Source organism: Streptomyces sp. CA-251387 (genome assembly GCF_050936625.1).
Lineage (GTDB): Bacteria > Actinomycetota > Actinomycetes > Streptomycetales > Streptomycetaceae > Streptomyces.
This window is the reverse complement of record NZ_JBNJMJ010000001.1, coordinates 8,600,399-8,626,312: the sequence shown is the minus strand read 5'-3', so window position 1 is coordinate 8,626,312 and position 25,914 is coordinate 8,600,399. Positions and strand designations below refer to the sequence as shown.

Genomic DNA, 25,914 nt, shown 5'->3' with positions numbered 1-25,914 from the left:
GCCGACCGGCGCGCCGTCAACTGCGCAGTGCCCGGCGGTGGTCGATGGCCGCCACGGTCGTCAGGACCGCCACGACCGCGATCATGGCGAACCAGCCGGCGAACGACGCCGCGACCCCCAACGGCACCGCGCACACCGCTCCCACCAGGCGGTCCGCGAGCCGCCCGCTGTTGAGCAGTCCCCGGTACAGCGCGTGCCCGAGCAGGAAGACGGCGGTGCCGCAGCCCAGCCACCACCGGTCGGTGTGGCCGCCGAGGTGGTGGATGGCGTCGGTGATGCCCGCGGCGACCAGGACGACGCCGATGATCATCACGAGGTGGGCGCCGGTGAACGCGTAGTAGGCGAGCATCTGACGCCGCTGTTCGGTCGCCTTCTCGAACTCCGCCTCGGCCCGTGCCTCGTCGCCGTCGAAGTACACCCACCACAGTCCCGTCGCCACGGCGATGCCCAGCACCACCCCGAACGCCAGGGAGGCGTCCACCGCGTGGCTCTCCGAGCTCTCGGCACCGATCCCGATGGCCACCACCGATTCGCCCAGCGCGACGATGAGGAGCAGCGCGTGGCGCTCCACGAAGTGGTGGGGTTCGATGACGAAGCCGCGGATGCGGCCGAGGAAGGGCGAGAGGTAGAGGAGGGGCACGGCGGCCGCCCAGCACACCCAGCCCCAGACATCCGGCAGGTGCGGGGCGACGAGGACGAGGACGCCGGCCGCGGCGTTGAACGGCATGTTGCGGACGATGGCCTGGCGCGCCGACGGAGCGTCCGCCGTGAGGTAGACCAGGCCGTGGATGGCGACCACGGCCAGGTAGGCGAGCGGGAAGGCCCAGCCGTCGGGTTCGAAGGCGTAGGGCACGTCGAGGCCCATGATGAAGAAGCACATCATGGCGAGCGTCAGCAGCAGCCGCACCGGCACGGCGTCGGGGCGTACGGCGTTGGTCAGCCAGCCGAACCCGCTGAACATCCACCACACGACGACCAGCGGGAACAGCGCCTTGAGGAGGCCCTCCCAGCCGGGGTGCGTCTCGACCGCGTGCGTGACCTGGGTGACGACGAAGACGAACACCAGGTCGAAGAAGAGCTCTGCCGGTGTGACCCGGCCGCGGCTGCTCTCCGAGAGCCACAGCCGCCGGCGCGTGGGGGCGGCCCCGCTGCGTCCGTTCCTTGTCATGGCTGGTCGCTTCTCCTCGTCGGAACGGGCGGGGAGCCTCCTCGCGACGCGGGACGGTCGGCCTCGGGGCGGGTCACCCCGTCAAGGCCGCCCTGGCTGCCGCGAGGGCCTGTTCAGCGTAGCCGCGGCCGAACAGAACGGCGTGCACCAAGAGGGGGAACAGCTGGTGGAGGCCGATCCGGTCGCTCCAGCCGTCGGCGAGGGGCGCGGCCTCCTGATAACCGTCCAGGATCCGGTCCAGGTGGGGGCAGCCGAAGAGGTGGAGCATGGCCAGGTCGGTCTCGCGGTGGCCGCCGTGCGCCGCCGGGTCGATCAGCCGGGCGTGTCCGTCGGCGCCCCACAGGACATTGCCGTTCCAGAGGTCGCCGTGCAGCCGGGCGGGCGGCTCGGCGGGGCCCGCCAGTTCGGGGAGCCGCTCGCAGACCTGCTCGAGGACGGGCGCCTCCGAGCTGCGGAGCGTGCCGTCGTCGACGGCGCGGCGCAGATACGGCAGCACCCGGTGCTCGGCGTACCAGCGGGGCCAGTCGGGGCCGGTGGCGTTGCGCATGGGGGCGAGGCCGATGTAGGCGTCCTCGGGGCCGCCGGGCGGTGGGGCGCCGAACGCGGGTGCGCCGGCGGCGTGCAGGGCGGCCAGTTCGCGGCCCAGCCGCTGCGCCGCCCCGGCACTCGGCCGGCCGGTCGCCACCCGGTCGGTGACCAGCCACTGCGCGTCGTGGCCGTGCACGGCGGGAATGCGGACCGTGCCGGCGTCGGCCAGCCAGCGCAGCCCGGCCGCCTCGGCCCGGGCGGCACCGTCCCCGTCGGCGCGCTTGACCATCACCACCTGGCCGCCGTCGAGGGTGACTTCGGAGAGCGTCCCGGAGAGCCGACGCTCGCCGGTCACCGCAAGCCCGGTGAACCGCGCCGCCGTGGCGCCCGGGCCCTCGAAGGAGTTCTGCACGGCCCTCAGGGTACGGCCGCCTCCGGCGGTGCTGAAGTCAGCTGCCGGCGGCGGCCTTCTTGATCGCCTCGCGGATCCGGGTGTAGGTGCCGCAGCGGCAGACGTTCTCGATCCGGTCGATGTCGGCGTCCGTGGGCCGGGGTGTCTTCTTCAGGAGCGCGGCCGTGGCCATGATCTGGCCCGGCTGGCAGAAGCCGCACTGGGCGACGTCGCAGTCGAGCCAGGCCTGCTGCACGGGGTGCAGCTTGTCGCCATCGGCCAGGCCCTCGATGGTGGTGATCTCACGGCCCGCGCAGTCGGCGACCGGTACGACGCAGGGCTGGATCTCGTCGCCGTCGAGATGGCTGGTGCAGGCGCGGCAGGCGCCGACGCCGCAGCCGTACTTGGGGCCGGTGACGTTCAGCAGGTCGCGCAGCACCCACAGCAGGGGCATGTCGGCGGGCGCCTCGACGGTGACGCGTTTCCCGTTGAGGGTGAAGGAGTAGGAGGGCATCGGTACCTTCTCGGGCGGCGATCAGAGGGGCTTGATCGGGGGTCAGAAGTCGATCGGGAAACGGCGCGGCTTCGTGCCGGTCGCGCGGGCGTAGGCGTTGGCGACGGCGCCGGCCGCGGCCGGGACGCCGAGTTCGCCGGCTCCGCCGGGATCGCGCCTGGAGGGCATGATGTGCGCCTCGAAGTGCTGTGGGGCGTGCCGCTGGCGCGCGTAGTGGAAGTCGGCGAAGCTGCTCTCGCGGACGGCGCCCCGGTCGATGTGCAGGCCGGCCCGCAGCACGGTGGAGATCCCGTCGACGGCGGTGCCCATGAGCTGGGCCTCGAGTCCGCGCGGGTTGACGGCTGTTCCGACGTCGGCCGCCATCACCACCTTGGTCACCCGGGGGTTCTTCGGATCGGTGGCGTCGATCTCGACCAGGCAGGCCACGCAGGAGCCGTACTCCTCGTGGACGGCGACCCCCTGGGCTTGGCCCTGCGGCATGGTCCGGCCCCACTTTCCGGCGGTCGCGACCTTGTCCAGTACGGCCTTGACGGCCTTGCTCCGCAGGGTCGTACGGCGGAAGGCGACCGGGTCCTTGCCGAGGCTGCGGGCGACCTCGTCGACGACGATCTCCTCGGCGGTGCGCATCGTGCCGGAGTCCACCGATCGCCAGGCGCCGAGCGGCATCGCCAGGTCGACCGAGCCCGAGTCCCCGGACAGGCGCCCGAAGTTGTAGAGGCCGCTGTCGCTGGGGAGCGGGGCAGCCGCGGGGGCGCGTAGGGCTGCGGTGCGCACGCCGCCCTGAGGGGACAGGCCCTGCTTGCCGAGGGACTCGTTGACCGAGGCCGTCGCATGGGCGAAGGCCACCACCCTGCCCCGGTCATGGCTGGCCCGGATCCGGTGGTGGGAGGCCGGGCGCATTCTGCCGTGCCGGATGTCGTCGGTCCGGCTCCACATCAGCTTCACCGGCCGGCCCGCCTTCTTGGAGATCTGTGCGGCCTCGATCGCGGCGTCGTAGTTCAGGCGGCGCCCGAACGAGCCGCCACCGCGCAGGACATGGACCCGGACCTTGGACGCCGGCAGGCCGATCGTGGAGGCGATGTCCTCGCGTGCCGACTGCGGTGTCTGGGAGGAGAACCAGATCTCGGCACGCCGGTCGCGTACGTCCGCGACCGCGGTCAGCACCTCCATCGGCGCATGACTGACGAAGGCGAATTCGAACTCGGCCTCGGTCTGCGCCGATCCGCGCGGCGGGTCGGTCAGCTTGGGGACCGCGGCGCGCAGCCGGGAGCGGATCTCTTTGTCGGAGAGGTTCGCCAGCGGGCCCGGTGCCCACTTGATCCGGAGCGCGTCCCGGGCCTGGAAGGCGTGGTGGAAGGTCTCCGCGACCACGGCGACACCTCCGTCGATCCGGACGACCGCGTGCACGCCGGGCATGGCGCGTGCGGCCTGGGAGTCGACCGAGACGACCTTCCCGCCGATGGTCGGCGGCCGGGCCACCACCGTCGGCTTCGCTCCGGCCACCGCGAGGTCTCCGGTGTACTCGGCCTTGCCGGTGATGATGTCGCGGGCGTCGATGCGGGTCGTCGGCCGTCCGATCACCCGGTGCTTGGAGGCGGGCTTGGGTGCGGTCGACACCGCCGACCGCGTGATCCGGGCGGCACTCCTGCTCAGCGATCCGAAGGTGGCCGTGCGCCCGTCCGGTGCGAAGACCCGGGTGCCCCGGGTGCGCAGGGTCCGCGCGGGGACGTGCCAGCGCCGTGCGGCGGCGGTGATGAGTTTGGCGCGGGCGGTGGCGGCCAGATGCCGGGCCGGGCCGTACAGCGAACTGACCGAGTTCGAGCCGCCGGTGAACTGGCTGCCCTTGGTGCGGGCGTCCGCGAGCGGGATGTCGACGTCGGCGAGCCGGGCGTCCAACTCCTCGGCGATCATCATGGCGACGGCCGTGGTGACGCCCTGGCCGACCTCGACGCGCGGCAGCCGTACGACGACCCTGTTGGCCGGGGTGACCTCCAGGACCAGCATCTCCTCGTCGGTGCCGGTGGCCACGACGTCGGACGACCGGCGGGCACCGTCCGCGGCTGCCTCGGCGCCTTCCGCGGTCGAGCCGTCGCAGCCGAGCGGTGCCGCGACGGTCAGGGTGGTCGCCGCGAGCGAATAGACCACGAACTGTCGACGGGACAACTGACGGGCCACCAGACGCTCCTCTCCGAGAACCCGGGATGGTTCGACCTGTATGAGGGGCGGGTGCACGCCGGGGTTGCGCCGGTTGGTCACTCCATCGATCTACGGCATGAGTCGCCGGAGGTCGGTGCCCCACTCCAGGTGGCGTATGAGCTCGTCGTCGCCCGGCCGGTTCCCTCCCCCGGCCCGCGGGCCGGGGCCTGACGGGGTGTGGGTGCCGCGGGATATGCCGCCGCTGACGGTGATGTTGTGTTCCACGCGGGGGCGGCGGAGGGTCTCGTACAGGGAGAGCGCTTCGTCGGTGTCCGGCGCGTCCCGCAGGGACTTGGCGAGGACCACGGCGTCCTCCAGCGCCATCGACGCTCCCTGCCCGGTGGCGGGGGACGCCGCGTGGGCCGCGTCGCCGATGACCAGGGCGCGGCCGGAGCGCCAGGGCGTCCCGGTGGGGAGTTCGGTGGCGTTGGTGACCATGAGGTGGTCGGGGGTGGCCGCGACGAGGTCCGCGGCCGGGGTGGTGTCCTTGCGCAGCAGCGGCAGCAGCAGGTCGCGCCATCGGGTGGGGGTGCCGTGAGCGATGTCGTCGGCGGCCAGGGGCGTGTCGGAGACACGCGCGAACCAGTACGTCTCCCCCGTGGGCGACACCGCGTACCCGAAGGCGACGGTGCTACCGCGCACCATGGTGATGGTCTCCCCCTCGGCGGACTCGGGGGCGGCGCCGGTGCAGCCGTAGAAGACGTACTGTCCGGCGTAACCCGGGCGCGCGTCGGGGGCGATGAGCCGGCGGACGGTGGAGGTCAGGCCGTCGGCCCCGATGAGCAGGTCGCCGGTGGCCGTGCTGCCGTCGGCGAAGTGGGCGGTGACGCCGTCCGGGCCTTCCTCGATGCCCACGAGGCGCGCACCGTGCCGGATGCCGACGCCCCGGCGCGTGACTTCGGCCTGCAAGGCGGCGTTGAGGTCACCGCGCCGCAGGCACCGGTACTGCAGATGCGGGGTGCCGGCCTCGCCGAGCGGCACGTGGGCCACCTCGGCGCCCGTGTCGTCGACGACGCGCATCGAGGTGAGGGGGAAGCCGATCGCGGTGACCGTGGGCGAGGCGTCGAGCTCCGCGAGGGCGCGCATGCCGTTGCTCGCGAGGGTGAGGAACGCGCCGATGTCCTCGGCGGAGTCGGGGTGCGCCTCGTACACGGCGACGTCGAACCCGGCCTTGTGCAGGGCAAGAGCCGCTGCCGCACCGGCGATCCCGCCCCCTACGACAAGCACTCGCAACCGCGTCACATCGCCCCCCTGGGTACGCGCACGGCCCCCGCGAGACGAGTCGCCGCTGTCCTTCGTGGAACGTCCCAGGTCCGATCCGGGTTCCCGAGCGGGCCGCACAGCCGCCGTACCGGTCCGGATGGCCGAAACAGAACGGAGCAAACACCGATGCGGAATGAGTGCAACCATTCCGTCAACCCGAATGTCTCACCTAATATCAGACACACCACCCTTCCGGGGGATGAAATGGGACGAAACAGAATCGCATGGGCGTCGACAGTCGCGCTCATGGCCGCCACGCTGGGTGTGGCGGCGGTCCCGGCCGACGCCACCACGGCCACCACCACCCAGACCACCGCCTGCCCCACCGGCTGGGGCAGTCTGGCCAAGACCCGCTCCGCCGCCACGACGGAGTCGGTGACGAACATCAGGACCGGCCGGCACGCCTGCTTCGACCGCATGGTCGTCGACGTCCCCGGGGCGGGCACCCGCGGCCTCGGCTACTCCGTCAGGTATGTCAGCCGCCTCTACCAGGACGGTTCGGGTCACTACATCCCCGTCGGCGGCGGAGCCGTTCTCGAGGTACGGGTGGCCGCGCCCGCCTACGACCCCGACACCGGGAAGCCCACCTACCCGGCCCGGGCGGGTCAGCGCCTGACCGGCGTGGACCTCACGGGTTACCGCACCTTCCGGGACGCACGGTTCGCCGGCAGCTTCGAAGGGGACACGCAGATCGGGCTCGGCGTCCGGGCAAAGCTGCCGTTCCGGGTGTGGGTGGCGACCGACCGGGTCGTGGTCGACGTCGCACACAACTGGACCGGGGCACGCTGAGGCCCTCAGGGCTCGAGGTTCTCAGAGCCCAAGGTCGTCAGAGCTCAAGGTCCTCAGGATTCAAGGTTCTCAGGGCTTCGGGGCGCTCAGGGCGTCCCGGAGCCCTGGTACTCCCGCAACTTGCGGTAGAGGGTTGCCCTGGCGATCCCCAACGCCGCCGCGGCGCGTGCCTTGTTGCCGCCGTGGCGGCGCAACGCCTCCAGGATCGCCGACCGTTCGGCGAGCTCCATCGGGCTGAGGCTCCGCCCCGCCGGACCTTCGCGAACGGGGTCCGGCAGTTCGTTCCGCCGCACCGGTCCGCAGGCCCGGCGCCCGCTCGCGAGCGCCCGCACGAGGTGGGCCAGTTCGGTGACGTTCCCGGGCCAGGGATGCTGTTCCAGCGCCCGCAGCGCGTCCAGCGTCCAGGTCAGCGGCGGGCAGCCGGCGGCAGGCCTGGGCGCGAGAGCGGGAAGCAACTCCCGGATGTCTTCCGGGCGTTCCCGCAGGGCCGGCACGGTCACCGAGCGGGCCGCGAGGGTGTCGAGGAAGCGCTGGAGGCAGGGGCCCGGCGAGGTTCCGGGGGTGTAGGTGGCCACCAGGTGGACGTCCGGGCGCTCCTCCAGGAGGGAGTTGAGGGCGGCGATGTCCGGCTGGGCCAGCCGTTCGGCGTGGCGCAGCAGCAGCGGGCGATCGCCGACCCACGTGTCGTCCTTGAGGTCGACTGAGGCTGACTCGGCGGCGTCCACGACCAAGGCGGCCGTACCGTCGAGGAGTTCGAGAGCGAGCGTGGTCTTGCCCGTGCCCCGTTCGCCCACGACCAGGAGGGGGCCTGCCGTACGGACCAGCCCCGCTGCTCGTGCGAGCGCGTGCCGCCACGGCACCGAGCTCCCCACCAGCGAGCTCGCCGGACGCGGCGGCGCCGGCTCCCCAGGATGTGGGGCGAGTACGGCGACCAGGCCGAGGGCGCGGCCTTCGTGCCGTACCGGAGTGACCTCGACCGTGCACCCGGCGCCGTCGGGGAGAGAGATGGCGTACGACTCTCCGGTCCCCCTCGCCCACGCCCGCGCACCCCGCTCCAACGCCTCCAGCACCTGCGGCGAGGCCAGACGCACCGCCGCCTCGCTGACCAGGCGGTTACGGCCGTCCAGCGCGACGACCGCCCGCTCGCGACCCCGCGCCGCCCGCTCGTAGGCGTCGAGAAGGACGCGTTCCGCGGCACGCGCGCGTGCCCGCAGTTCCGCCTCCACCGCCATGGCGGCCGCCTCGGCGAGGGCCGCGCCGGGGTGCGGTCGGCAGCCGGCGCACAGGGCGGAGGCGACCGTCACCGTACCGAGGGGCTGCCCCGTGTCCGGGGAGAGCAGCGGCACGCTGACCGCGGACACGTCCTGCCACACGTCGAGGAAGTGCTCGGGGCCGTGCACCTCCGCCCGGCGCCTGGTGCGCAGGGCGAGCGCGGCGCTGTTGTGGCCGACCTCCCGCTCGGACAGGTCACGGCAGGCGTCGTCGCCGGGCGCGCTGCCGGCCGACCACAGCACCCTCAGCCGCTCGTCGGTGAGGACCAGTGCCGACCGTCCGCTGTCGAGGGCCGGGGCGAGGCGGGCGAGTACCGGACGCGCCGCCTGAAGCAGGGGCGAGTCGACAGGGCGGTCCGCCGACTCCCGTGCCGGGCCTTCGAGATCGGGCCGTACGCCGAAGAAGCGAGCGCGCCGCCAGGCGGCGACTACGTCGTCCGGCACGCCGTCGGGGAGCGGACGCCCCTTCAGGAATCGCTGGCGGGCCTGGCGGAGAGGGGCGAGGGCAGGGGGATGTTCCGCGGTGGTCATAGCGTCCCTCACCGTATCTGGGCGGCGCCCCCCGGGCGACGGTGGACTGTGACGTGGACGGTGGACTGTCTCTTGGGCGGTGGACTGTCTCGTAATGAGACACCCACGGCCGACCGCACCGCTCCATGATCTTGAAAGGCCTGGAGTCCGTTCTCGCCTCCTGGCTCCTCTCCTGACTCATCCCCTGGAGCGTTCTGTCGTGCACACCGATGTCGAGACCGACGTACTGATCGTGGGCAGCGGCCCGGCGGGCGCCTCGGCCGCGCTCGCGCTGAGCACCTACGGCGTGCGCAACCTCGTCGTGACCCGGTACGCGAGCCTCGCCGACACGCCCCGCGCGCACATCACCAACCAGCGGACCATGGAGGTGCTGCGCGATCTGGGCGTCGAGGAGGACGTGATCGACCGGGCTACGCCCCAGCATCTGATGGGCAACACGACGTTCTGCACCAGCCTGGCCGGCGAGGAGCTGGGCCGGGTGCGCTCCTGGGGCAACGATCCGCTCGTGCAGGCGGCGCACGACCTGGCCAGCCCGACCCGCATGTGCGACATGCCGCAGCACCTGATGGAACCGGTGCTGGTGAACGCGGCGATCGCGCGCGGCACCGACTTCCGGTTCAGCACGGTCTACAACTCCTTCGTCCAGGACGGGGGCGGCGTCACGGTCACCGTCGAGGACCGGCTGCGCGGCGACGAGTACACCATCCGCGCCAAGTACCTCATCGGTGCCGACGGCGGCCGCTCCAAGGTCGCCGAGGACGCCGACCTGCCGATGGGCGGGCAGATGGGCGTCGCGGGCAGCATCAACATCGTCTTCGACGCGGATCTGTCGAAGTACACCGCGCACCGGCCCTCCACCCTCTACTGGGTGCTCGCGCCCGGCGCCACGGTCGGCGGCATCGGCGCGGGCCTGGTGCGCTGTGTCCGCCCCTGGAACGAGTGGCTGATCGTGTGGGGCTACGACGTGACCGCGGGCGCCCCCGACCTCACCGAGGAGTACGCCCTGTCCGTCGTACGGCAGCTGGTCGGCGACGACGAGATACCGGTGACGATCAAGTCGTCGTCGGCGTGGACGGTCAACGAGATGTACGCGGAGACCTACGCGAACGGCCGCGTCTTCTGCGCCGGGGACGCCGTGCACCGCCATCCGCCGTCCAACGGACTCGGCTCCAACACCTCCATCCAGGACTCCTACAACCTGGCCTGGAAACTGAAGCTCGTCCTCGACGGCGTCGCCTCGCCGAAGCTCCTCGACACCTACGACGCCGAGCGGGCTCCGGTCGGCAAGCAGATCGTCACCCGCGCCAACAAGTCCATCGCCGAGACGGCCCCGATCTTCGAGGCGCTCGACGGGCTCTCGCCGCAGACGCCCGAGCAGCTGTGGGCCAACATCGCCGCCCGCAAGGACGCCACCGAGGCGGCCGAGAAGCAGCGGGCCGCGCTGCGCGAGGCGATCGCGTTCAAGGTGTACGAGTTCAACGCGCACGGCGTCGACCTCAACCAGCGCTACACGTCCGACGCTGTCGTCCCGGACGGCACGCCCGACCCCGGCTTCACCCGCGACCCCGAGCTCCACCACCAGCCCACCTCCCGCCCCGGCGCCAAGCTCCCGCACGCCTGGATCACCTCCGGGACCCGGACCCTGTCCACCCTCGACACCGTCGGCAAGGGCCGCTTCACGCTGCTCACCGGCATCGGCGGCGACGCCTGGGTGCGGGCCGCCGCGGCCCAGCCCCTCGACATCGCCACGGTGGTGATCGGGCCGGGGCAGGAGTACGAGGACCCGTACGGCGACTGGGCGAACCTCAGGGAGATCTCCGACGCGGGCGCCCTCCTCGTACGCCCCGACGGGTATGTGGCGTTCCGGCACGCCGGCGCGGCCGAGGACGCCGAACGGTTGCTCACGGACGCGCTGCGGCGGATTCTCGGGCACGGTTGAGAGGGCACGGTTGCGATGTGCGCCCAGGAAGCCGGGAAGGACAGGAAGCCGGGGAAGGAGCCGACATGACCGGCGAGCCGACAGTCACCGACGAGGCCGTCGCCAGTCTGGGCGGGACCGCCGATCCACGCCTGCGGGAGCTGCTGACCGGCCTGATCCGGCATCTGCACGCCTTCGCGCGCGAGACACGGCTGACCCAAGCGGAGTGGGAGCGGGCGATCGGGTTCCTGACGGCGACCGGGCAGGCGTGCACGGACACCCGGCAGGAGTTCATCCTGCTGTCGGACGTGCTCGGGCTGTCGATGCTCGTCGAGACCCTCAACGAGCGGCAGGGCCCGGGCGCCACCGAGTCGACGGTGCTGGGCCCCTTCCACATGACCGAGTCCCCGGTGCGTGAGCTCGGCGCGAGCATCGACCTGGTCGGTGATGGCGAGCCGTGCGTGGTCAGCGGCCGGGTGCTGTCCCGGGACGGCGGCCCGCTGCCCGGCGCGGTGATCGACGTGTGGCAGGCCGACGCGCACGGCTTCTACGACGTGCAGCGCCCGGACGTGCAGCCGCCGGGCAACGGCCGGGGCCTGTTCACGGCGGACGCCGAGGGCCGCTTCTGGTTCCGTACGTGTGTGCCGAGCCCGTACCCGATCCCGACGGACGGGCCGGTCGGCGACCTGCTCCGGGCCACCGGACGGCACCCTTACCGCCCGGCCCACATCCACTTCATCGCCTCGGCCGCCGGCCACACGCCGGTGACGACGCACATCTTCGTGGCGGGCAGCGCCTACCTGGACTCCGACGCGGTGTTCGCCGTCAAGCCGAGCCTGGTGCAGGACTTCGCGCAGACCGACGATCCGTCCCTGGCGCAGGAGTTCGGCGTCGGGAACCCCTTCCGGTACGCGCGCTTCGACCTCGTACTGGAGCAGGCGTGAAGGACCTCCTCGACTTCTCGTACGAGACCCGGCCGGTGCGGGTCGTGTTCCGGCCCGGTGCCGCGGTGTCGGCGACGCCCGATGAGGCCGAACGCCTCGGCCTGCGGCGGCTGTTGGTGGTGTGCGGTGCGCGCGGGGCGGACACCGCCCGGGCGGTCGCTGAGGCGCTGGGCCCGGCCTGTGCGGGTCTGCACGACGGGGCCCGGATGCATGTGCCCGTCGAGGTCGCCGACCGGGCCGTCGAGGTGGCGCGGGCCGCGGGTGCCGACGGGTGCGTGGCGGTCGGCGGGGGCTCGTCCATCGGGCTGGGCAAGGCGATCGCCCTGCGCACCGGAGTGCCGCTGATCGCGGTGCCGTCCACCTACTCCGGCTCGGAGATGACCCCGGTCTGGGGCCTGACCGAGCACGGCGCCAAGCGCACCGGCCGCGATCCGAAGGTGCTGCCGCGCAGCGTGGTCTACGACCCCGAGCTCACCCTCTCCCTGCCCGTGCCGCTCTCCGTGACCAGCGGCGTCAACGCGATCGCGCACGCCGTGGAGGCGCTGTACGCCCCCGACACCTCGCCTCTGGTGGCGCTGATGGCGGAGGAGGGCGTACGGGCGATGGCGCGGGCGCTGCCCGACGCGGCCGCCGAACCGGCGTCGCTCCAGGCGCGTGGCCGTGCGCTGTACGGCGCCTGGCTGTGCGGGTCCTGCCTGGGCGCCACCACCATGGGCCTGCACCACAAGCTCTGCCATGTCCTGGGCGGCACCTTCGGCCTGCCGCACGCCGAGACGCACACGGTGGTCCTGCCGTACGCCCTGGCCCACAACGCGCCCGCCGCACCGGACGCGGCCGCCGCCGTGGCCCGCGCCCTGGACGCGGACGACGCGCCGACGGCCCTGTGGGACCTGGCCGGACGCCTCGGCGCTCCCCGCTCGCTCGCCGAACTCGGCCTCACCGAGGTCGACTTGGCGACAGCGGCTGCCCAGACCGCGGGCGCGGCGTACGCCAACCCGCGCCCGGTCACGGCCGACGGCGTGCTCGCCCTGCTCCGGGCGGCCTACGACGGCGCACCGCCGACGGCTGCCGCCCGGTAGACCCCCTCGTTCCTCACTCGCACTCCCCTCCCCCCGAAGAAAGGTGATGGTCATGCCCCTCGGACTGCTCAGGAGTCGACGCTCCCGAGGGGCGCCCAGTGCCGGGTTTCCCGTACCCTCCGGCGCCGGTGGCGTGGGGCGTGAGGTCGTGGATCCGGTGGGGCTGCCCATGCGAGGCGCCGACGTGACGGTGACGGCGATGGACTCCCACGAGGTCGTGGTGCGGGGCACCACGGATCCGTACGGGCTGTTCTTCGCCGCGCTTCCGCCGGGCCGCTACGGTCTGCGGATCACGGCCGAGGGCCTCACACCGCACCAGGAGACCCTGGACGTCATCGGTGGCACGACGCCTCCCACCATGCGGGTCCAGCTGGTGTCGGGACGCCGGCTGGATCTCCCGGTTCCCGGCACCTGGCTCTTCGACCCGCCGCACACGGCGATCCGGTTCATCGCCAAGCACGTCGGCATGGCCCACGTCCACGGCCGCTTCGAGCGGTTCACGGGCGGGATACAGGTGGCCCCCGACATGGCCGACTCCCGTGTGTCGGTGCGCATCGAGGCCGCGAGCATCACGACGGGCAACCACACCCGGGACAACCACCTGCGTTCGGCCGACTTCCTGGACGTCGAGCGCTATCCGTACATCGACTTCACCAGCACGCGGTTCGCCTACCGGGGCGGCGCCAAGTGGACGCTGCACGGCACCCTCACCATGCATGGGATCAGCCGCTCGGTCGAGCTGGACACGACGTACCTGGGGTCGGTCAACGGCGGCTACGGCGAGGAGCTGCGGTGCGCGGCGCTGGCCAGGGCGGAGCTGCACCGGGAGGACTACACCCTGAACTGGCGCAGCATGCTCGCCCGTGGTATCGCGGTGGTCGGTCCGACGGTCCAGCTGGAACTGGACGTACAGGCGATGTACCGCACGCACGACACCCCGACGCCTCCCGATTAGGCCAGGGTGGCCGAGAGGTACCTCACGCCCTGGTTACGTTTTGCTCAACCTCTGGTTGCGGCACGGTGATCGGGTGACCATGGGGTCATGAAACTGGCCCAGCGCGCCATGGAACGACTGGAAGCCTGGCCCGATCTCAGTGCGGGCCCGGCCAGTTGCGGCACAGGTCGGGCCCTGCGCTCCGTCCACAGCGAGATCGTGCACTTCCACTCCGACCACGACGTGGACCTGCATCTCACCGAGGGGGCCATCGAGCGCTTTCGCGGCGACCTTCAGGAGTCGACCGCGATCCGGCTGGTCCCCGGCTCCCGTTGGGTGACCGTTCACCTCGACTGCGACACCGACGTCGATCTGCTGTTGAGCCTGGTCAGCGTCGCACTCAAGGCCCATCAGACCGGGTCCTCCCCCGTCGGCCTCCAGGCCCGGTCCGAGTGCAACTTCCGCCGCGTCACGGTGATGCCCCGCTAGCACCGGGCGTCACTGCCCATGCTCCGAGTCGTCCTCCCCCGCCTCCAGCAGGCCCGCCGCCGCGCCGACGATCCGGGGGTCGGGGGGTGCCGACGACCTCCTCGTCCTTGTCGGTGTAGTCGAAGCGGGCCAGCACGCTGCGCATGGCCTCGACGCGGGCCCGCTTCTTGTCGTTGCTCTTCACCACGGTCCAGGGCGCGTGCTCGGTGTCCGTCTCGCGGAACATGGCGACCTTGGCCGCGGTGTAGTCGTCCCAGCGGTCCAGCGACGCCAGGTCCATGGGGCTCAGCTTCCACTGCCGTACGGGGTCGACCTGTCGGATGGTGAACCGGGTGCGCTGCTCGCCCTGGGACACCGAGAACCAGAACTTGACCAGGTCCACCCCGTCGTCCACCAGCATCCGCTCGAAGGCGGGCGCCTGCCGCATGAAGCGCCGGTACTCGTCGTCGGTGCAGAAGCCCATCACCCGCTCCACACCGGCCCGGTTGTACCAGGACCGGTCGAACAGCACGATCTCACCCGCGGTCGGCAGATGCTGCACGTACCGCTGGAAGTACCAATGTCCGCGCTCGCGCTCGGTCGGCTTCTCCAGCGCCACCACGCGGGCGCCGCGCGGGTTGAGGTGCTCGGTGAAGCGCTTGATCGTGCCGCCCTTGCCGGCCGCGTCCCGCCCTTCGAAGACGATGGCGAGACGCCGGCCGGTCTCCTTGATCCAGCTCTGCAGCTTCAGCAGTTCGATCTGCTGAAGCCGCTTGTGCCACTCGTACTCCGGGCGCTCCATCCGCTGCTGGTACGGGTAGTTCTCACGCCAGGTGTCCACCGGGCTGCCGTCCGGCCGGATCAGCACGGGGTCGTCCTGGTCGGTGTAGTCGACGCGCAGCCCTGACAGCAGTTCGGTGTCCATGCACCGATGCAAGCGAGCGCTTTCGTACGTCCGGCGAACCCCAGGCAAAGATCAGCTATAGGTGACGTCCGAGGGGCTGTACCGGCAGTACGTGCCGTCGGGTCCGCTGCCGGTCTCGCTCGGCTCGTCGCCGCTGTCGTTGCCCTGGAAGCGGTCGCAGACAGTGATGTCCCTGCCGCCGTCGCCGCTGATCGTCACGCCCGAAAGGGTGGCCGTGTCGCCGTAGTTGGCGTTGATCCCGGCGATGGCGTTGCCGGGGCCGGTCACCAACACGCCGCTGATGACGACGTGGCGCTCGTACTGGGTGTCGCAGTTGCCGCACGAGCGGTAGAGCTTGCCGGAGTCCGAGACCTGGAAGTCGGTGATGGTCACCGTCCCGGCGCCGTTGTGCTGGAAGACCTTGTCGTCCGCGTGCCGCGCGCCGCCACCGAGGACGCGGCACGTCGCCGACGCGGACTCACCCTTGAAGGTCGCCGCGTCCTCGCCGACGTCCTGCCACCACACGTTCCGCAGGGTGCAACTGCCCAGGCAGTGCACTCCGTCGGCGGCCGGGGCGCCCAGGAGGACGTTCTTCAGGGTCGCGCCGTCGGCGAGTTCGAAGAGGGGACCCTGGTCCTCGTCCTGGCCGTCGCTGCCGAGGGCTCCGGCGCCGTGGAACCGCTTGAGCCCGCCGTCGTAGCTGCCGGAGACCTCGATGGTGGCGGTCACCGGCCGGTCGGCGGTGGGGGTGGGCCAGGTGGCGAAGCCGGTCGCGGAGCGGGGGGCGGAGGACGGCTTCGCGGACGCGGTGGCGCCCTTGCGGGGCGACGCTTTCGACGGGGACGGGGACGCCGACGACTTGGACGGCGACGGGGAGGCGGAGGTGGCCGTCGAGGACGGCGTCGGGCGGGCGCCGCTCGCCTGGTGGAGCGTCGAGCTCTCGCCCTTCGCCGTGTCCGCCCCGGAGTCGGGCCTGCCCGTCAGCAGTACGGCGACCACGACCACGGTGATCGTCAACGTGCAGGTCAGACCGATCAGCAGGGGACGGCGGTCGGGTCTCTTACGGTTCCCGACTTTCCCGTCTTTCCTGTCTCTCCGTCTCTCCCCGGCGAGATCACCGAGACGCGCCCTCGACGAGCCGGGCGAGGTTGGTCAGCGCCATCCGCGTGCCGGTCTCGTTGTCCTTCGCGGGAACGGCGTCGGGAAGCCCCTCGTGCAGGACGACGACGTCCGTGCCGCCGTCGGCGTCGGTGAGGGTGGTGGTCATCGTCATGGTGCCGCGCAGGGCCGGGTCGCCGGTCTCGAACTCGACCTCTTCGACGACCTGCTCGTCCGGCACCAGTCGCACGAAGCGACCGTGGTAGGTGTCGGTGCGCGGGCCCGACTTGCCGGTGCCGGTCGGCGCGTCGTACGTGAGCGAGACCCGGAACGCCCCACCCTCTCTGCCGTCGAACTCGTGCACCCGCGCGGTCATGCCGTCGGGGACCCGCCACCGGGCGACGGCGTCCGCGTCCAGCAGTGCTCGGTAGACGGCCGCGCGGGGGGCGTTCACCTGCCGGGAGACCCGCGTCGAGTGCATGGCCTCACGATAGTGGCGGGGGCGGGGAACGGCAGCCGGACGGGACGAAGGGCCGGGCTCATGCCGGTGTCAGGGGGACTCCCAGTGAGCCAGTGCGCGCATCGCCTCGGCGGTCCGCGTGAACCCGTCCTCGCCCAGCAGTGCCCGCGCCTCGGCGTTGAATCGGTCGACCTCCGGTTGCGCGGCGTCGAGCGCGGCGCCCCCCTCCCCGGTCAACTCCAGCACCACGGCCCGGTGTTCGCGCGGATGCGCCCGCTTGACGACGAGCCCGGCCGCGGAGAGGCGCCCGACCAGCCCGGTGACGGCGGACTCGCGCAGCCCGAGGACGCGGGCCAGCCCCTGCTGGGTGATGCCCGGCTCGTCACGGACCGCATACAGCGCGCCGAGCTGGGCCGTGGTGATCCCGGCGGCGGCCAGCAGCCGCCGGTCGGAGGCGGTGCGCAGCTGGTGCGCCGCCCGCTGGAGCAGGAAGAACAGACGCTGATCGGGCTCGGGCATGGACCGATGTTGACAGACGTCGCCGGGCGGCGCCATGCTCACTTCACTAGTGAAGTGAGAGGTGCACGACGTGAGCGAGACCCTCGATCTGGACCTGGCCCGCAAGGTGCTGGCGGCCCAGCCCTTCAGTGTTCTGCTGGGTGCCAGGCTGACGGCCTTCGGCGACGGCGAGGCGACACTCGAACTGGACCTTCGCGAGGAGTTGCTGCAGCAGCACGGCTTCGCCCACGGCGGCCTGCTCGGCTACGCGGCGGACAACGCGCTGTCCTTCGCCGCGGGCAGCGCGGTCGGCTCCGGTGTGATGACCGCCGGTTTCACCATCGAGTTCCTGCGGCCCGCCCAGGGCGAGACCCTGCGCGCCCACGCGCGGGTGATCCGGGCCGGCCGTACCCGTGCGGTGTGCCGCTGCGACCTGACGACGGTCGACGGCGACGGCGTCACGACCCTGTGCGCCGTGGCCCAGGGCACGATTGCGGTAACCGAGCCCACGCCGGAGACAGAGCGCGACGCGCCCTGATGCAACATCCGAAACCGCGCCACGCCAACCACGAGATGTTCGAGTCGCTGCGCCGCTGGACCGGCACGCAGGCACTCGACAAACCGCTGCCCGTCGAGGTCACGGTGGCGGCGCCGGCGGCCGCGGACGTGGAGATCGGCCTCGCCGCCGCCTGGTGCGGGCCGCAGGGCGCTGATCGACAACGACGAGGTGGCCGCCTTCGTCGAGCAGTCCGGGGGGCTGAGCGGAGTGGCGGGCGCCGATCTCGCCCGGCCCATGACCGCCGTACGGGAACTGCGGCGCGCTGTCGAGGAGTTGGGCTTCGTGGCGCTGCGCGTCATCCCGTGGCTGTGGGGGCTGCCGCCCACCGACCGGCTGTACTACCCGCTGTACGCGGCCTGCGGGGATCTGGTCGTGCCGTTCTGCACCCAGGTCGGCCACACCGGCCCGCTGCGGCCGTCGGAGACGGGGCGGCCCATCCCGTACATCGACCAGGTCGCGCTGGACTTCCCCGAACTCACCATCGTGTGCGGGCACATCGGCTAGCCGTGGACGACGGAGATGATCGCGGTTCGCCGACAAGCACGCCAACGTCTTCATCGACACCAGCGCGTACACCGTCCGCCGCTATCCGCCGGAACTGGTGGAGTATCTGCGCGGCCGGGGCCGTCACAAGGTCTCAGGGGTCCCCGGCGACGCCCGCTCGGCGGATTCAGCGCACGAGACAGGGCCGCTTCGCGTCGAAGGTCCAGCCGTCGATCAGGTACCGCATCGCGGCGGCGTCGTCGCGGCCCGACAGGGCCTTCTCCTGGTACAGCTCCTGCGCGGCGAGGAGCCGCTCCCTGTCCAGGCGGATTCCCAGTCCGGGCGTGTCGGGTACGGCGACCTCGCCGCCGGTGATCCGGGGTGGATCGACGGTGAGCCGTTCGCGTCCCTCCTGCCAGATCCAGTGCGTGTCCAGGGCGTTGTACTCGCCGGGGGCGGCCGCTCCGCAGTGGGCCATCATCGCCAGGGAGATGTCGAAGTGGTTGTTGGAGTGGCAGCCCCAGGTCAGCCCCATCGCGTTGCAGAGCTGGGCGACCCGCACCGAGCCCTGCATGGTCCAGAAGTGCGGGTCGGCGAGCGGGATGGACACCGACTGCAGGGCCAGGGCATGGGTCAGCTGGCGCCAGTCCGTGGCGATCATGTTGGTCGCCGTGGGCAGCCCGGTGGCCCGGCGGAACTCGGCGAGGATCTCGCGGCCCGAGTAGCCGCCCTCCGCCCCGCAGGGGTCCTCGGCGTAGGCGAGCGTGCCGCCGAGGGGGCGGCACAGTTCCACGGCCTCGCGCAGGGACCAGGCGCCGTTGGGGTCGAGGGTGATCCGCGCCTCGGGGAAGCGCTCCTTGAGTGCCCGTACGGCCTTCACCTCCTGCGCACCCGGCAGGACACCGCCCTTGAGCTTGAAGTCGCGGAAGCCGTAGTGGTCGTACGTGGCCTCGGCCTGCCGGACGATCGCCTCGGGGGTCAGGGCTTCCTCGTGGCGGATGCGGTACCACTCGACGTCCGCGTCGGGTGCGCGGACGTAGTCCAGGTCGGTGCGGTCCGGGTCGCCGACGTAGAAGAGGTAGCCGAGCACCCGTACGGCGTCGCGCTGTTTGCCGTCGCCGAGCAGGGCGGCGACGGGGAGCTCCAGGTGCTGTCCGAGCAGGTCGAGGAGCGCCGACTCCACGGCGGTGACCGCGTGCACCGTCGTCCGCAGGTCGAAGGTCTGGGCGCCGCGACCGCCCGAGTCACGGTCGGCGAAGGTCGCCTCGATCGTGCGTAGGACGCGCTTGTAGTCACCGACGCGGGCGCCGACGACCAGGGGTTCGGCGTCTCGCAGGGTCCGGGTGATCTTCTCGCCGCCGGGCACCTCGCCCAGGCCCGTGCGGCCCTCGGAGTCCTCCAGGACCACGACGTTGCGCGTGAAGTAGGGGGCGTGGGCTCCGGAGAGGTTGAGGAGCATCGAGTCGCGGCCGGCGACCGGATGGACGGAGAAGCGGGTGACGACGGGCTGACTCATGACTGGCGGGCACCGTTCTCGTGAAGGGGGTGGTCGGTCGAGGGGGTTGGCCGGTCGGATGCTTCAGATGCCGAGGGCGTCGAGGACCTGTTCCAGGACGAGGACACCACTCAGGCCGAGGATCGCGAGGACCGTCGTGTAGGTCGTACGGGCCTTGATGGCGTCCAGGACGGACAGGTTGAAGTACTCCTTGAACATCCAGAAGCCCGGGTCGTTGACGTGGGAGAAGGCGATCGACCCGCAGGACACGGCGAGCACCATCACCTCGGGCTGCACGCCACTTCCGGCGAGCAGGGGCAGCGCCACGCCGGATGCCGTGACCACGGCGACGGTCGCGGAGCCGAGGGCCACGCGGAGGATGGCGGCGATCAGCCAGGCGAGGACGATCGGGGAGATGGACCAGCCGTCGGTCGCGTTCTTGATGTAGTCGGATATCCCGCCCTCGACAAGCACGTTCTTGAAGGCGCCGCCCGCTCCGATGACGAGCAAGATCATCGCCATCGCCTGGGCGGCCTCCTTGCAGGAGACGCTGACCTCGGCCAGGCTGCGGCCGATGCGCGGGCCGAACGCCCAGATCGCCATGAGCAGGGTGAGCAGCAGGGCGATCGGTGCGGAGCCGATGAAGGCGACGAAGTGCAGCAGGCCGCTGTCTCCGGAGGCGGCCAGGTCGGTCACCGCGGCTCCGGCGATCAGCACGACGGGCAGCAGGGCGACGGACAGTGACCAGCCCATGCCGGGCATCTCGTCGTCCTCGAAGACACGCTCGCTGACCAGGCCCTTGGGGATGGCCGGGTTCATCGCCCGGACGAAGGGCAGGCGCGGCCACAGCAGGGCGATGAGCGCGCCGGCCGGGACGGCGATGAACAGGCCGTAGAACAGGGTGAGTCCGACGGAGGCGCGGAACGTGGCGGCGACCGCGGTGGGGCCGGGGTGGGGCGGCAGGAAGCTGTGCATGGTGGACAGGGCGATCGACATGGGCAGCCCGACCCACAGCAGGTTCGACCGGGTGACCCGGACGAGGGTGAACGCGATCGGCACGATGATGACGAAGGCCACCTCGTAGAACATCGTGACGCCGATGAGCATGGCGGTCAGCACCATGGCCACCTGAACCCAGCGGGGCCCGCACGCGTCCAGGAGCTTGCCGGCGATCCGCTGGGCGGCGCCGGAGTCCCCCATCACCCGGCCGACCATGGCACCGAGCCCGATGGTGAGCATGGTGTCGCCGATCTGGTCGCCGATGCCCTCGGCGAGTACGTCCGGGATCTTCTCCACCCCGATCCCCTGCACCAGGCCGACGCCCACGGCCACCAGGAGCAGGGCGGCGAAGCCGTTCAGCCTGAGCTTGGTCATCAGGACGAGCAGGACCAGGACACTGATCCCGACCACCACGAGCGGCATGTATCGGTTCTCCTTTGAACGTCGGCCGCTTCCGTTCAACCCACTGAATGGGGTCCTCACATGAAGACGTCGTCTACATATGAGGACGGAGATTATGGTGGTGGACGGTCAAGGTCAATGGGTATGCACCGGTCGAGTCACCGATCGATTCACCCGTCGTCTCGCCGGTCGTCTCGCCGGTCGCTTCACTCGGCGGTCGGCGAGGCCCGCCAGCCGTGCCAGCTCTGGACGGTGATCACGATCACCGGCCCGTCCGGCGGCTGCCGCACGTACTGGGGGTACTTCTGCCGCAGCAGCTCGACGGCGGCGGCGTATTCGTCGCGCGCGTCGCGCGCGTCGGGTGGAAGGACGTGGGCGTCGCCGTCCGCCCTGACCCACCACAGGCGGTCCCAGTCGTCGTCGTACACGTCCACCAGCAGGCAGACGGCCGGGTGGACGGCGATGTTGTGCAGCCGCCTGAGCCGCCCGGACCGCTTCGGTTTCCGGTCGACCGCCGTGACGATCTCGTCGCCGCGCAGCGCGAACACGACCGGCACCAGATGGGGCCGGCCCGCGGGATCGACCGTCGCCAGGCGTGCGACCGGCGCCCCGGCGAACCGCCTGCGTGCCTCGTCCTGCTCCATGTCCGGCATGTCGGCTCCTTCGGCCCCCGGCGATAGGCGATGCCCTGTCGCGGGTACCCGTGTCGACGTAGGACGCCTCGTGGGGAGATGACTCGGATGCTGTTCCTCGGCCTGCTCCTCCTGGTGGCCACCGGTGTCTTCACCGGGCTGGTCATCGCCGACAATCTTTCCGGCGGCCCCGAGTACACGGTGTCGGTGCTCGGTCAGGACATCGCCACCATGCACACGCTGGCCGTCTTCTGCTCGGGCCTCGCCCTGGCACTCATCTTCTGCCTGGGCCTGATCCTGGCGACGAGCCGCAGGGGTCACTCCCGCCATCGCAGGCCGCGACGGCACATGACCCGCGGCGCCTTCCCGTTCCGCCGGACGGCGGATCCCGACGCCCGCGCCTGAGCGGCCCGGCAGCCGAGAGGTGGTGCACATGGTCGGCGACACCGACGACGACATCCAGACGCGGCGGCGCGGCGGAAGCGGCCATCGGGCGGTGCCGCACACGGCCGACGTGCGGATCGAGGCCTGGGGCGTGAGCCGGGAGCGCTGTCTGGTGGAGGCCGCGCTGGGGATGGTGGAGTGCTTCGCGGACCTCACGGCGGTACGGCCCACCTCGGTGGAGCGGGTGCGGTTCGCGGAGGAGAGCGACGAGGATCTGCTGACCGCACTGCTCGACGAGGTCGTCTTCCGCCTCGACGTGGACGGCCGGGTCCCGGTCGACCTGGAGGCCGACACCACGGACGGGGACCTGGACGTGAGGCTCGCGCTCGCCGACCTGGCGGACGTGGAGGTCACCGGCGCCACACCGAAGGGCGTCTCCTGGCACGGTCTGCACATCGGGCCGGATCCGTACGGGTGGTCGTGTGCGGTGACGGTGGACGTGTGAGCGGAGCTCGTGGGCGATGATCGTGGACGTGTGCGTGGGCGATGATCGTGGGCGTGTGAGGGTTACGGCCGCACAGCCGCCGTGAGTGGCCTACGGCCGTCCCCGCGACCTCCGCCCTTGCCTACGGCCGTCCCCGGCACTCAGCCCCTCGCCTAGGGCCGTCCCCGGCACTCAGCCCTTCACCACCCCCAGCGGCACCAGCCGGGCCACCGTCCGGCACAGTCCCGCGCCCTCGCTCGCGGCCACCACCTCGCTCACGTCCTTGTACGCCTCGGGCGTCTCCTCCGCCAGGCCGCGCAGTGACCGTGGGCGCACCGCGATGCCCGCCGACTCCAGCCTGGCCCGCAGTTCCCGGCCGCCCACCGCGCGGGCGGCCTTGTGGCGGCTGAGGACCCGCCCGGCGCCGTGGCAGGTGGAGGAGAACGCGTCTCCGCCGGGCACGCCGACCAGGACGTAGGAGGCGGTGCCCATCGTCCCGGGGATCAGCACCGGCTGGCCGAACTCGCGCAGGTCGTCGGGCAGGTCCGGATGGCCGGGCGGGAAGGCGCGGGTCGCGCCCTTGCGGTGGACGCACAGGGTGCGGCGGGCTCCGTGCACCGGGTGGGTCTCGATCTTGGCGAGGTTGTGGGAGACGTCGTACACCAGCGACAGCCGGGTACCCGCGGCCCGGCGGAAGACCTTGCGGGCCGCGTCGGACAGCAACTGGCGGTTGGCGCGGCCGTAGTTGGCCGCGGCGGCCATCGCGCCGAGGTACCGCTGCCCCTCGGGCGACTCGACGGGTGTGCAGGCCAGTTGGCGGTCGGGGACGTCGATGCCGTGGCGGGACATCGCACGGTCCATCAGCCGGACGTGATCCGTGCAGATCTGGTGGCCGAGGCCGCGGGAACCGCAGTGGATCATCACGCACACCTGGCCGAGGGCGAGCCCGAACGCGGCAGCGGCCGTCTCGTCGTACACCTCGTCGACGCGCTGCACCTCCAGGAAGTGGTTGGCGGACCCGAGGCTGCCGACCTGGCCGAGGCCGCGCTCGCGGGCCCGCCCGCTCACCTGGTCGACGTCGGCGTCGGCGACCGCCCCGCCGTCCTCGCACCGCGTCAGGTCGCGTTCCTCGCCGTGGCCCTCCTGGACCGCGTAGCGGGAGCCGCCCCGCAGGATCCGCTCCAGCTGGCCGGGGCCGGTCAGGTGCCACACCCCGCCCGGCCCGGCGCCCCGCGGGATCGCCCGGTCCAGGCCGTCCATCACCGCCGGCAGTGCGGACCCCAGCCCCTTGCGGTCGGTGTCGGCGGCCAGCAGCCGTACGCCGCAGGAGATGTCGAAGCCGACCCCGCCGGGCGAGACGACCCCGCCGTCGGCGACGTCGGTCGCGGCGACACCGCCGATGGGGAAGCCGTAGCCCCAGTGGATGTCGGGCATGGCGTACGACGCCCCGACGATGCCGGGCAGCGTGGCCACGTTGACCACCTGCTCCAGTGACTTCTCGGCGTCCCGCAGCAGGCTCCGGGACGCGAACACGACACCCGGCACCCGCATCGCGCCGTGCGGGTCGATACGGAAGCGGTGGGGAGCTTCCTCGACCAGTTCCATGACAGCCTCCCGCGCCTCGGCCGACACCCCGGTCCCCCGAGCCCGGCACGCAGGTGCGGGGTACCCGCGCGCGGGGGTCCGTATCGCTCCGGGGGCCGCGGTAGGCACCGAGGGCGCCGCGGACTCGTACCGTTGGGACTCGTACCGTTGAGATATGAGCGGCGGCACCGTGACGCTGTTCGTCTGTGGCGACGTGATGCTCGGACGCGGCGTCGACCAGATCCTGGCCCGGCCCGGCGACCCCGAGCTGCGGGAGGGGTACGTCAGCGACGCCCGGTCGTACGTGAGCATGGCGGAGGCGGTGAACGGGCCGATACCGGCTCCGGTCGACCCGTCCTGGCCGTGGGGCGAGGCGCTGGGGCTGCTGGAGGCGAGGGCGCCGGACGTCCGGATCGTCAACCTGGAGACGTCCGTGACGCGCAGCGACGCGTTCGAGCCCGGCAAGGTGGTCCACTACCGCATGCATCCGGCCAACCTGCCGGCCCTCACCGTGGCTCGGCCCGATGTCTGCGTCCTGGCCAACAACCATGTGCAGGACTTCGGCCGCGCGGGCCTGGAGGAGACGCTCGAGGTGCTGCACGGAGCGGGTCTGCGGACCGCGGGCGCGGGGCGGAGCGCCGAGGAGGCGTACGCTCCCGTGGCGCTCCCGCTCCCCCACGGCGGCCGCGTGCTCGTCCTCGCCCTCGGCGCCGGCAACAGCGGCATCCCCGCGGGCTGGGCGGCGACGGCGGACGTGCCGGGCGTCGCCTATGTACCGGAGCTGTCGCCCGCCACGGCCGCCGCCGCGGTGCGGCACATACGGGAGGTGAAGCGGGCGGCCGACATCGTGGTCGTGTCTGTGCACTGGGGCTCCAACTGGGGCTATCTCGTCTCCCGCGATCAGCGCCGCTTCGCGCACGCCCTGGTGGACGGTGGCGCCGACCTCGTCCACGGCCACTCCTCGCATCACCCCCGTCCCGTCGAGGTCTACCGGGACCGGTTGATCCTGCACGGCTGCGGCGACTTCATCGACGACTACGAGGGCATCCCCGGCTACGAGGAGTACCGCGACGACCTGCGCGTCGCGTATTTCGTCACGGTGGCGGCGGACACCGGCGCACTCACCGAGCTGCACATGGTGCCGCTGCTCGCCCGCCGGATGCGGCTGGAACACCCCCCGGCGGAGGACCTCGACTGGCTGCACACCACCCTCGACCGCATCAGCCAGGGCGTCCGCATCACCCTCGGCGCGGACGGCATGCTCGCCCTGGCCGGGCCCGCCGCCCGAGCCACCCCATGAACGGCCGGCTCCGGCTGACCCTGCTCGGCGTCGGCGCGATGAACTCGCCCCGTTTCGCGCCGGCCGGTCTGCTGCTGAGCCACGCCGGACAGCGCGTGGCCTTCGACGGCGGCCCCGGCGCCGAACCGCCACCCGGGCGGCTGGCCGCCTGGCTGGTCACCGACGAGCAGGCGGAGCTGCGGTCCCAGCTGCGCAGGAGCGCGGCCGAGCGGGACGTCGTACCGCGCGCAGGTGATCTGGACGTGGGCGAGGTGCGGGTGCGCTGCCGTCCCGTGGTGCACACCTCGCACCCGGCGTACGGCTATCGCGTGGAGGCCGGTGGGCTGCTCGTGGTGTGGGCGCCGGAGTTCTGGGAGTTCCCGGCCTGGGCCGCGGTGGCGGACCTGATGTTCGCGGAGGCCGCCGCCTGGAACCGGCCGATACGGTTCCGGGGCGGCGTCGGCGGCCACGCCGATGTGCACGCCGTCGCCGAGGAGGCCGTGCGGCACGGGGTGCGGCGCCTGGTCTGGGCCCATATCGGGCGGCCCAGTATCCGGGCGATCGACGCCGGACTCGAGCCGCCGGCCGGTGAGTGGGGCGTCGAGGGCCGCACCTACTCGCTGCGGCTGCCCGGGGCCGGACCGAGCTGAGCTGCATTG

At 72.1% G+C, this 25,914-nt stretch carries 25 protein-coding genes and 1 pseudogene; 12 read left to right on the top strand and 14 right to left on the bottom strand.

Going from position 1 to position 25,914, the window contains the following annotated elements; translation table 11 throughout:
* Positions 1-16: 16 nt before the first annotated feature.
* The 5 genes from ACQEV2_RS38385 to ACQEV2_RS38365 form a co-directional block, all read right to left on the bottom strand.
* Complete coding sequence (locus tag ACQEV2_RS38385; protein ID WP_433052573.1) at positions 17-1,168, bottom strand: low temperature requirement protein A; 1,152 nt, start codon at positions 1,166-1,168, stop codon at positions 17-19.
* 73 nt (positions 1,169-1,241) lie between these two features.
* The gene (locus ACQEV2_RS38380; RefSeq protein ID WP_433052570.1) at positions 1,242-2,108 is read right to left on the bottom strand and encodes a fructosamine kinase family protein; all 867 of its coding nucleotides are present in this window, start codon (positions 2,106-2,108) and stop codon (positions 1,242-1,244) included.
* A gap of 37 nt (positions 2,109-2,145) precedes the next feature.
* Complete coding sequence (locus ACQEV2_RS38375; protein WP_433052567.1) at positions 2,146-2,601, bottom strand: (2Fe-2S)-binding protein; 456 nt, start codon at positions 2,599-2,601, stop codon at positions 2,146-2,148.
* Positions 2,602-2,643: 42 nt separating this feature from the next.
* A complete protein-coding gene (locus ACQEV2_RS38370) occupies positions 2,644-4,746 on the bottom strand; it encodes a molybdopterin cofactor-binding domain-containing protein (RefSeq protein WP_433055100.1) in 2,103 nt (700 codons plus the stop codon).
* Positions 4,747-4,866: 120 nt separating this feature from the next.
* Positions 4,867-6,039 (bottom strand): FAD-dependent oxidoreductase, encoded by a 1,173-nt coding sequence (locus tag ACQEV2_RS38365; protein ID WP_433052564.1) that lies wholly within the window; start codon positions 6,037-6,039, stop codon positions 4,867-4,869.
* Between the two features lie 225 nt (positions 6,040-6,264).
* Between ACQEV2_RS38365 and ACQEV2_RS38360 the strand changes: the two genes are divergently transcribed.
* A complete protein-coding gene (locus ACQEV2_RS38360; protein WP_433052561.1) occupies positions 6,265-6,849 on the top strand; it encodes an AMIN-like domain-containing (lipo)protein in 585 nt (194 codons plus the stop codon).
* 86 nt (positions 6,850-6,935) lie between these two features.
* Here the strand turns inward: ACQEV2_RS38360 and ACQEV2_RS38355 are convergent, their stop codons facing one another.
* Entirely contained in the window at positions 6,936-8,651 is a 1,716-nt protein-coding gene (locus ACQEV2_RS38355) for a helix-turn-helix domain-containing protein (protein ID WP_433052558.1), read from the bottom strand.
* 199 nt (positions 8,652-8,850) lie between these two features.
* On the opposite strand from ACQEV2_RS38355, the gene ACQEV2_RS38350 reads away from it, so the two are divergent.
* The 5 genes from ACQEV2_RS38350 (at position 8,851) to ACQEV2_RS38330 (ending at position 14,015) form a co-directional block, all read left to right on the top strand.
* Positions 8,851-10,590 (top strand): FAD-dependent oxidoreductase, encoded by a 1,740-nt coding sequence (locus tag ACQEV2_RS38350; protein ID WP_433052555.1) that lies wholly within the window; start codon positions 8,851-8,853, stop codon positions 10,588-10,590.
* Positions 10,591-10,655: 65 nt separating this feature from the next.
* Positions 10,656-11,513: an intradiol ring-cleavage dioxygenase gene (locus tag ACQEV2_RS38345; RefSeq protein ID WP_433052552.1), complete on the top strand. Its 858-nt coding sequence runs from the start codon at positions 10,656-10,658 to the stop codon at positions 11,511-11,513.
* Positions 11,510-12,592 carry a maleylacetate reductase gene (locus ACQEV2_RS38340; protein WP_433052549.1) on the top strand — a complete coding sequence of 361 codons (1,083 nt, stop codon included), beginning with the start codon at positions 11,510-11,512 and terminating at the stop codon, positions 12,590-12,592. Before ACQEV2_RS38345 ends, ACQEV2_RS38340 begins: the two co-directional genes overlap by 4 nt.
* Before the next feature lie 52 nt (positions 12,593-12,644).
* Positions 12,645-13,547, top strand: coding sequence for a YceI family protein (locus tag ACQEV2_RS38335; protein ID WP_433052546.1), 903 nt, complete (start codon positions 12,645-12,647; stop codon positions 13,545-13,547).
* Between the two features lie 87 nt (positions 13,548-13,634).
* Positions 13,635-14,015 carry a luciferase family protein gene (locus tag ACQEV2_RS38330; RefSeq protein WP_433052543.1) on the top strand — a complete coding sequence of 127 codons (381 nt, stop codon included), beginning with the start codon at positions 13,635-13,637 and terminating at the stop codon, positions 14,013-14,015.
* Between the two features lie 9 nt (positions 14,016-14,024).
* Here the strand turns inward: ACQEV2_RS38330 and ppk2 are convergent.
* The 4 genes and pseudogenes from ppk2 to ACQEV2_RS38310 form a co-directional block, all read right to left on the bottom strand.
* A pseudogene (gene ppk2 / locus ACQEV2_RS38325) lies at positions 14,025-14,919 on the bottom strand (polyphosphate kinase 2).
* A 51-nt stretch (positions 14,920-14,970) separates the two neighbouring features.
* Positions 14,971-15,915, bottom strand: a complete 945-nt coding sequence (locus ACQEV2_RS38320) for a pectate lyase (RefSeq protein WP_433052540.1) — start codon at positions 15,913-15,915, stop codon at positions 14,971-14,973.
* A 97-nt stretch (positions 15,916-16,012) separates the two neighbouring features.
* The gene (locus tag ACQEV2_RS38315; RefSeq protein ID WP_433052537.1) at positions 16,013-16,477 is read right to left on the bottom strand and encodes an SRPBCC domain-containing protein; all 465 of its coding nucleotides are present in this window, start codon (positions 16,475-16,477) and stop codon (positions 16,013-16,015) included.
* 69 nt (positions 16,478-16,546) lie between these two features.
* Entirely contained in the window at positions 16,547-16,975 is a 429-nt protein-coding gene (locus ACQEV2_RS38310) for a MarR family winged helix-turn-helix transcriptional regulator (protein WP_433052534.1), read from the bottom strand.
* Between the two features lie 70 nt (positions 16,976-17,045).
* Here ACQEV2_RS38310 and ACQEV2_RS38305 point away from each other — a divergent pair, with 70 nt between their 5' ends.
* Positions 17,046-17,492 (top strand): PaaI family thioesterase, encoded by a 447-nt coding sequence (locus ACQEV2_RS38305; RefSeq protein WP_433052531.1) that lies wholly within the window; start codon positions 17,046-17,048, stop codon positions 17,490-17,492.
* Between the two features lie 189 nt (positions 17,493-17,681).
* The gene (locus tag ACQEV2_RS38300; protein WP_433052528.1) at positions 17,682-18,017 is read left to right on the top strand and encodes an amidohydrolase family protein; all 336 of its coding nucleotides are present in this window, start codon (positions 17,682-17,684) and stop codon (positions 18,015-18,017) included.
* 166 nt (positions 18,018-18,183) lie between these two features.
* Here ACQEV2_RS38300 and ACQEV2_RS38295 read toward each other — a convergent pair whose 3' ends face one another.
* From ACQEV2_RS38295 to ACQEV2_RS38285, 3 genes are all read right to left on the bottom strand, one after another.
* Positions 18,184-19,512, bottom strand: coding sequence for an enolase C-terminal domain-like protein (locus tag ACQEV2_RS38295; RefSeq protein WP_433052525.1), 1,329 nt, complete (start codon positions 19,510-19,512; stop codon positions 18,184-18,186).
* Between the two features lie 63 nt (positions 19,513-19,575).
* Positions 19,576-20,913, bottom strand: coding sequence for a gluconate:H+ symporter (locus ACQEV2_RS38290; RefSeq protein ID WP_433052522.1), 1,338 nt, complete (start codon positions 20,911-20,913; stop codon positions 19,576-19,578).
* Positions 20,914-21,098: 185 nt separating this feature from the next.
* On the bottom strand, positions 21,099-21,545 hold the full coding sequence (locus tag ACQEV2_RS38285; protein WP_433052519.1) for a TIGR03668 family PPOX class F420-dependent oxidoreductase: 447 nt from the start codon (positions 21,543-21,545) through the stop codon (positions 21,099-21,101).
* Between the two features lie 78 nt (positions 21,546-21,623).
* On the opposite strand from ACQEV2_RS38285, the gene ACQEV2_RS38280 reads away from it, so the two are divergent.
* Positions 21,624-21,929, top strand: coding sequence for a hypothetical protein (locus ACQEV2_RS38280; protein ID WP_433052516.1), 306 nt, complete (start codon positions 21,624-21,626; stop codon positions 21,927-21,929).
* 28 nt (positions 21,930-21,957) lie between these two features.
* Positions 21,958-22,413, top strand: a complete 456-nt coding sequence (locus tag ACQEV2_RS38275) for an archease (RefSeq protein WP_433052513.1) — start codon at positions 21,958-21,960, stop codon at positions 22,411-22,413.
* A 171-nt stretch (positions 22,414-22,584) separates the two neighbouring features.
* On the opposite strand, the gene ACQEV2_RS38270 is transcribed toward ACQEV2_RS38275, so the two are convergent.
* Entirely contained in the window at positions 22,585-23,997 is a 1,413-nt protein-coding gene (locus ACQEV2_RS38270) for an RtcB family protein (protein WP_433052510.1), read from the bottom strand.
* Between the two features lie 154 nt (positions 23,998-24,151).
* Between ACQEV2_RS38270 and ACQEV2_RS38265 the strand changes: the two genes are divergently transcribed.
* Positions 24,152-25,276 (top strand): CapA family protein, encoded by a 1,125-nt coding sequence (locus tag ACQEV2_RS38265; protein ID WP_433052508.1) that lies wholly within the window; start codon positions 24,152-24,154, stop codon positions 25,274-25,276.
* Entirely contained in the window at positions 25,273-25,905 is a 633-nt protein-coding gene (locus tag ACQEV2_RS38260) for a hypothetical protein (RefSeq protein WP_433052505.1), read from the top strand. Before ACQEV2_RS38265 ends, ACQEV2_RS38260 begins: the two co-directional genes overlap by 4 nt.
* Positions 25,906-25,914 lie beyond the last annotated feature (9 nt).

Bases quoted from the DNA above. Each gene is read 5' to 3' on its own strand.
- ACQEV2_RS38385 (WP_433052573.1), bottom strand. From the start codon at position 1,168: ATGACAAGGAACGGACGCAGCGGGGCCGCCCCCACGCGCCGGCGGCTG.
- ACQEV2_RS38375 (WP_433052567.1), bottom strand. From the start codon at position 2,601: ATGCCCTCCTACTCCTTCACCCTCAACGGGAAACGCGTCACCGTCGAG.
- ACQEV2_RS38360 (WP_433052561.1), top strand. From the start codon at position 6,265: ATGGGACGAAACAGAATCGCATGGGCGTCGACAGTCGCGCTCATGGCC.
- ACQEV2_RS38355 (WP_433052558.1), bottom strand. From the start codon at position 8,651: ATGACCACCGCGGAACATCCCCCTGCCCTCGCCCCTCTCCGCCAGGCC.
- ACQEV2_RS38345 (WP_433052552.1), top strand. From the start codon at position 10,656: ATGACCGGCGAGCCGACAGTCACCGACGAGGCCGTCGCCAGTCTGGGC.
- ACQEV2_RS38335 (WP_433052546.1), top strand. From the start codon at position 12,645: ATGCCCCTCGGACTGCTCAGGAGTCGACGCTCCCGAGGGGCGCCCAGT.
- ACQEV2_RS38330 (WP_433052543.1), top strand. From the start codon at position 13,635: ATGAAACTGGCCCAGCGCGCCATGGAACGACTGGAAGCCTGGCCCGAT.
- ACQEV2_RS38315 (WP_433052537.1), bottom strand. From the start codon at position 16,477: ATGCACTCGACGCGGGTCTCCCGGCAGGTGAACGCCCCCCGCGCGGCC.
- ACQEV2_RS38310 (WP_433052534.1), bottom strand. From the start codon at position 16,975: ATGCCCGAGCCCGATCAGCGTCTGTTCTTCCTGCTCCAGCGGGCGGCG.
- ACQEV2_RS38295 (WP_433052525.1), bottom strand. From the start codon at position 19,512: ATGAGTCAGCCCGTCGTCACCCGCTTCTCCGTCCATCCGGTCGCCGGC.
- ACQEV2_RS38290 (WP_433052522.1), bottom strand. From the start codon at position 20,913: ATGCCGCTCGTGGTGGTCGGGATCAGTGTCCTGGTCCTGCTCGTCCTG.
- ACQEV2_RS38285 (WP_433052519.1), bottom strand. From the start codon at position 21,545: ATGCCGGACATGGAGCAGGACGAGGCACGCAGGCGGTTCGCCGGGGCG.
- ACQEV2_RS38280 (WP_433052516.1), top strand. From the start codon at position 21,624: ATGACTCGGATGCTGTTCCTCGGCCTGCTCCTCCTGGTGGCCACCGGT.
- ACQEV2_RS38275 (WP_433052513.1), top strand. From the start codon at position 21,958: ATGGTCGGCGACACCGACGACGACATCCAGACGCGGCGGCGCGGCGGA.
- ACQEV2_RS38270 (WP_433052510.1), bottom strand. From the start codon at position 23,997: ATGGAACTGGTCGAGGAAGCTCCCCACCGCTTCCGTATCGACCCGCAC.
- ACQEV2_RS38265 (WP_433052508.1), top strand. From the start codon at position 24,152: ATGAGCGGCGGCACCGTGACGCTGTTCGTCTGTGGCGACGTGATGCTC.
- ACQEV2_RS38260 (WP_433052505.1), top strand. From the start codon at position 25,273: ATGAACGGCCGGCTCCGGCTGACCCTGCTCGGCGTCGGCGCGATGAAC.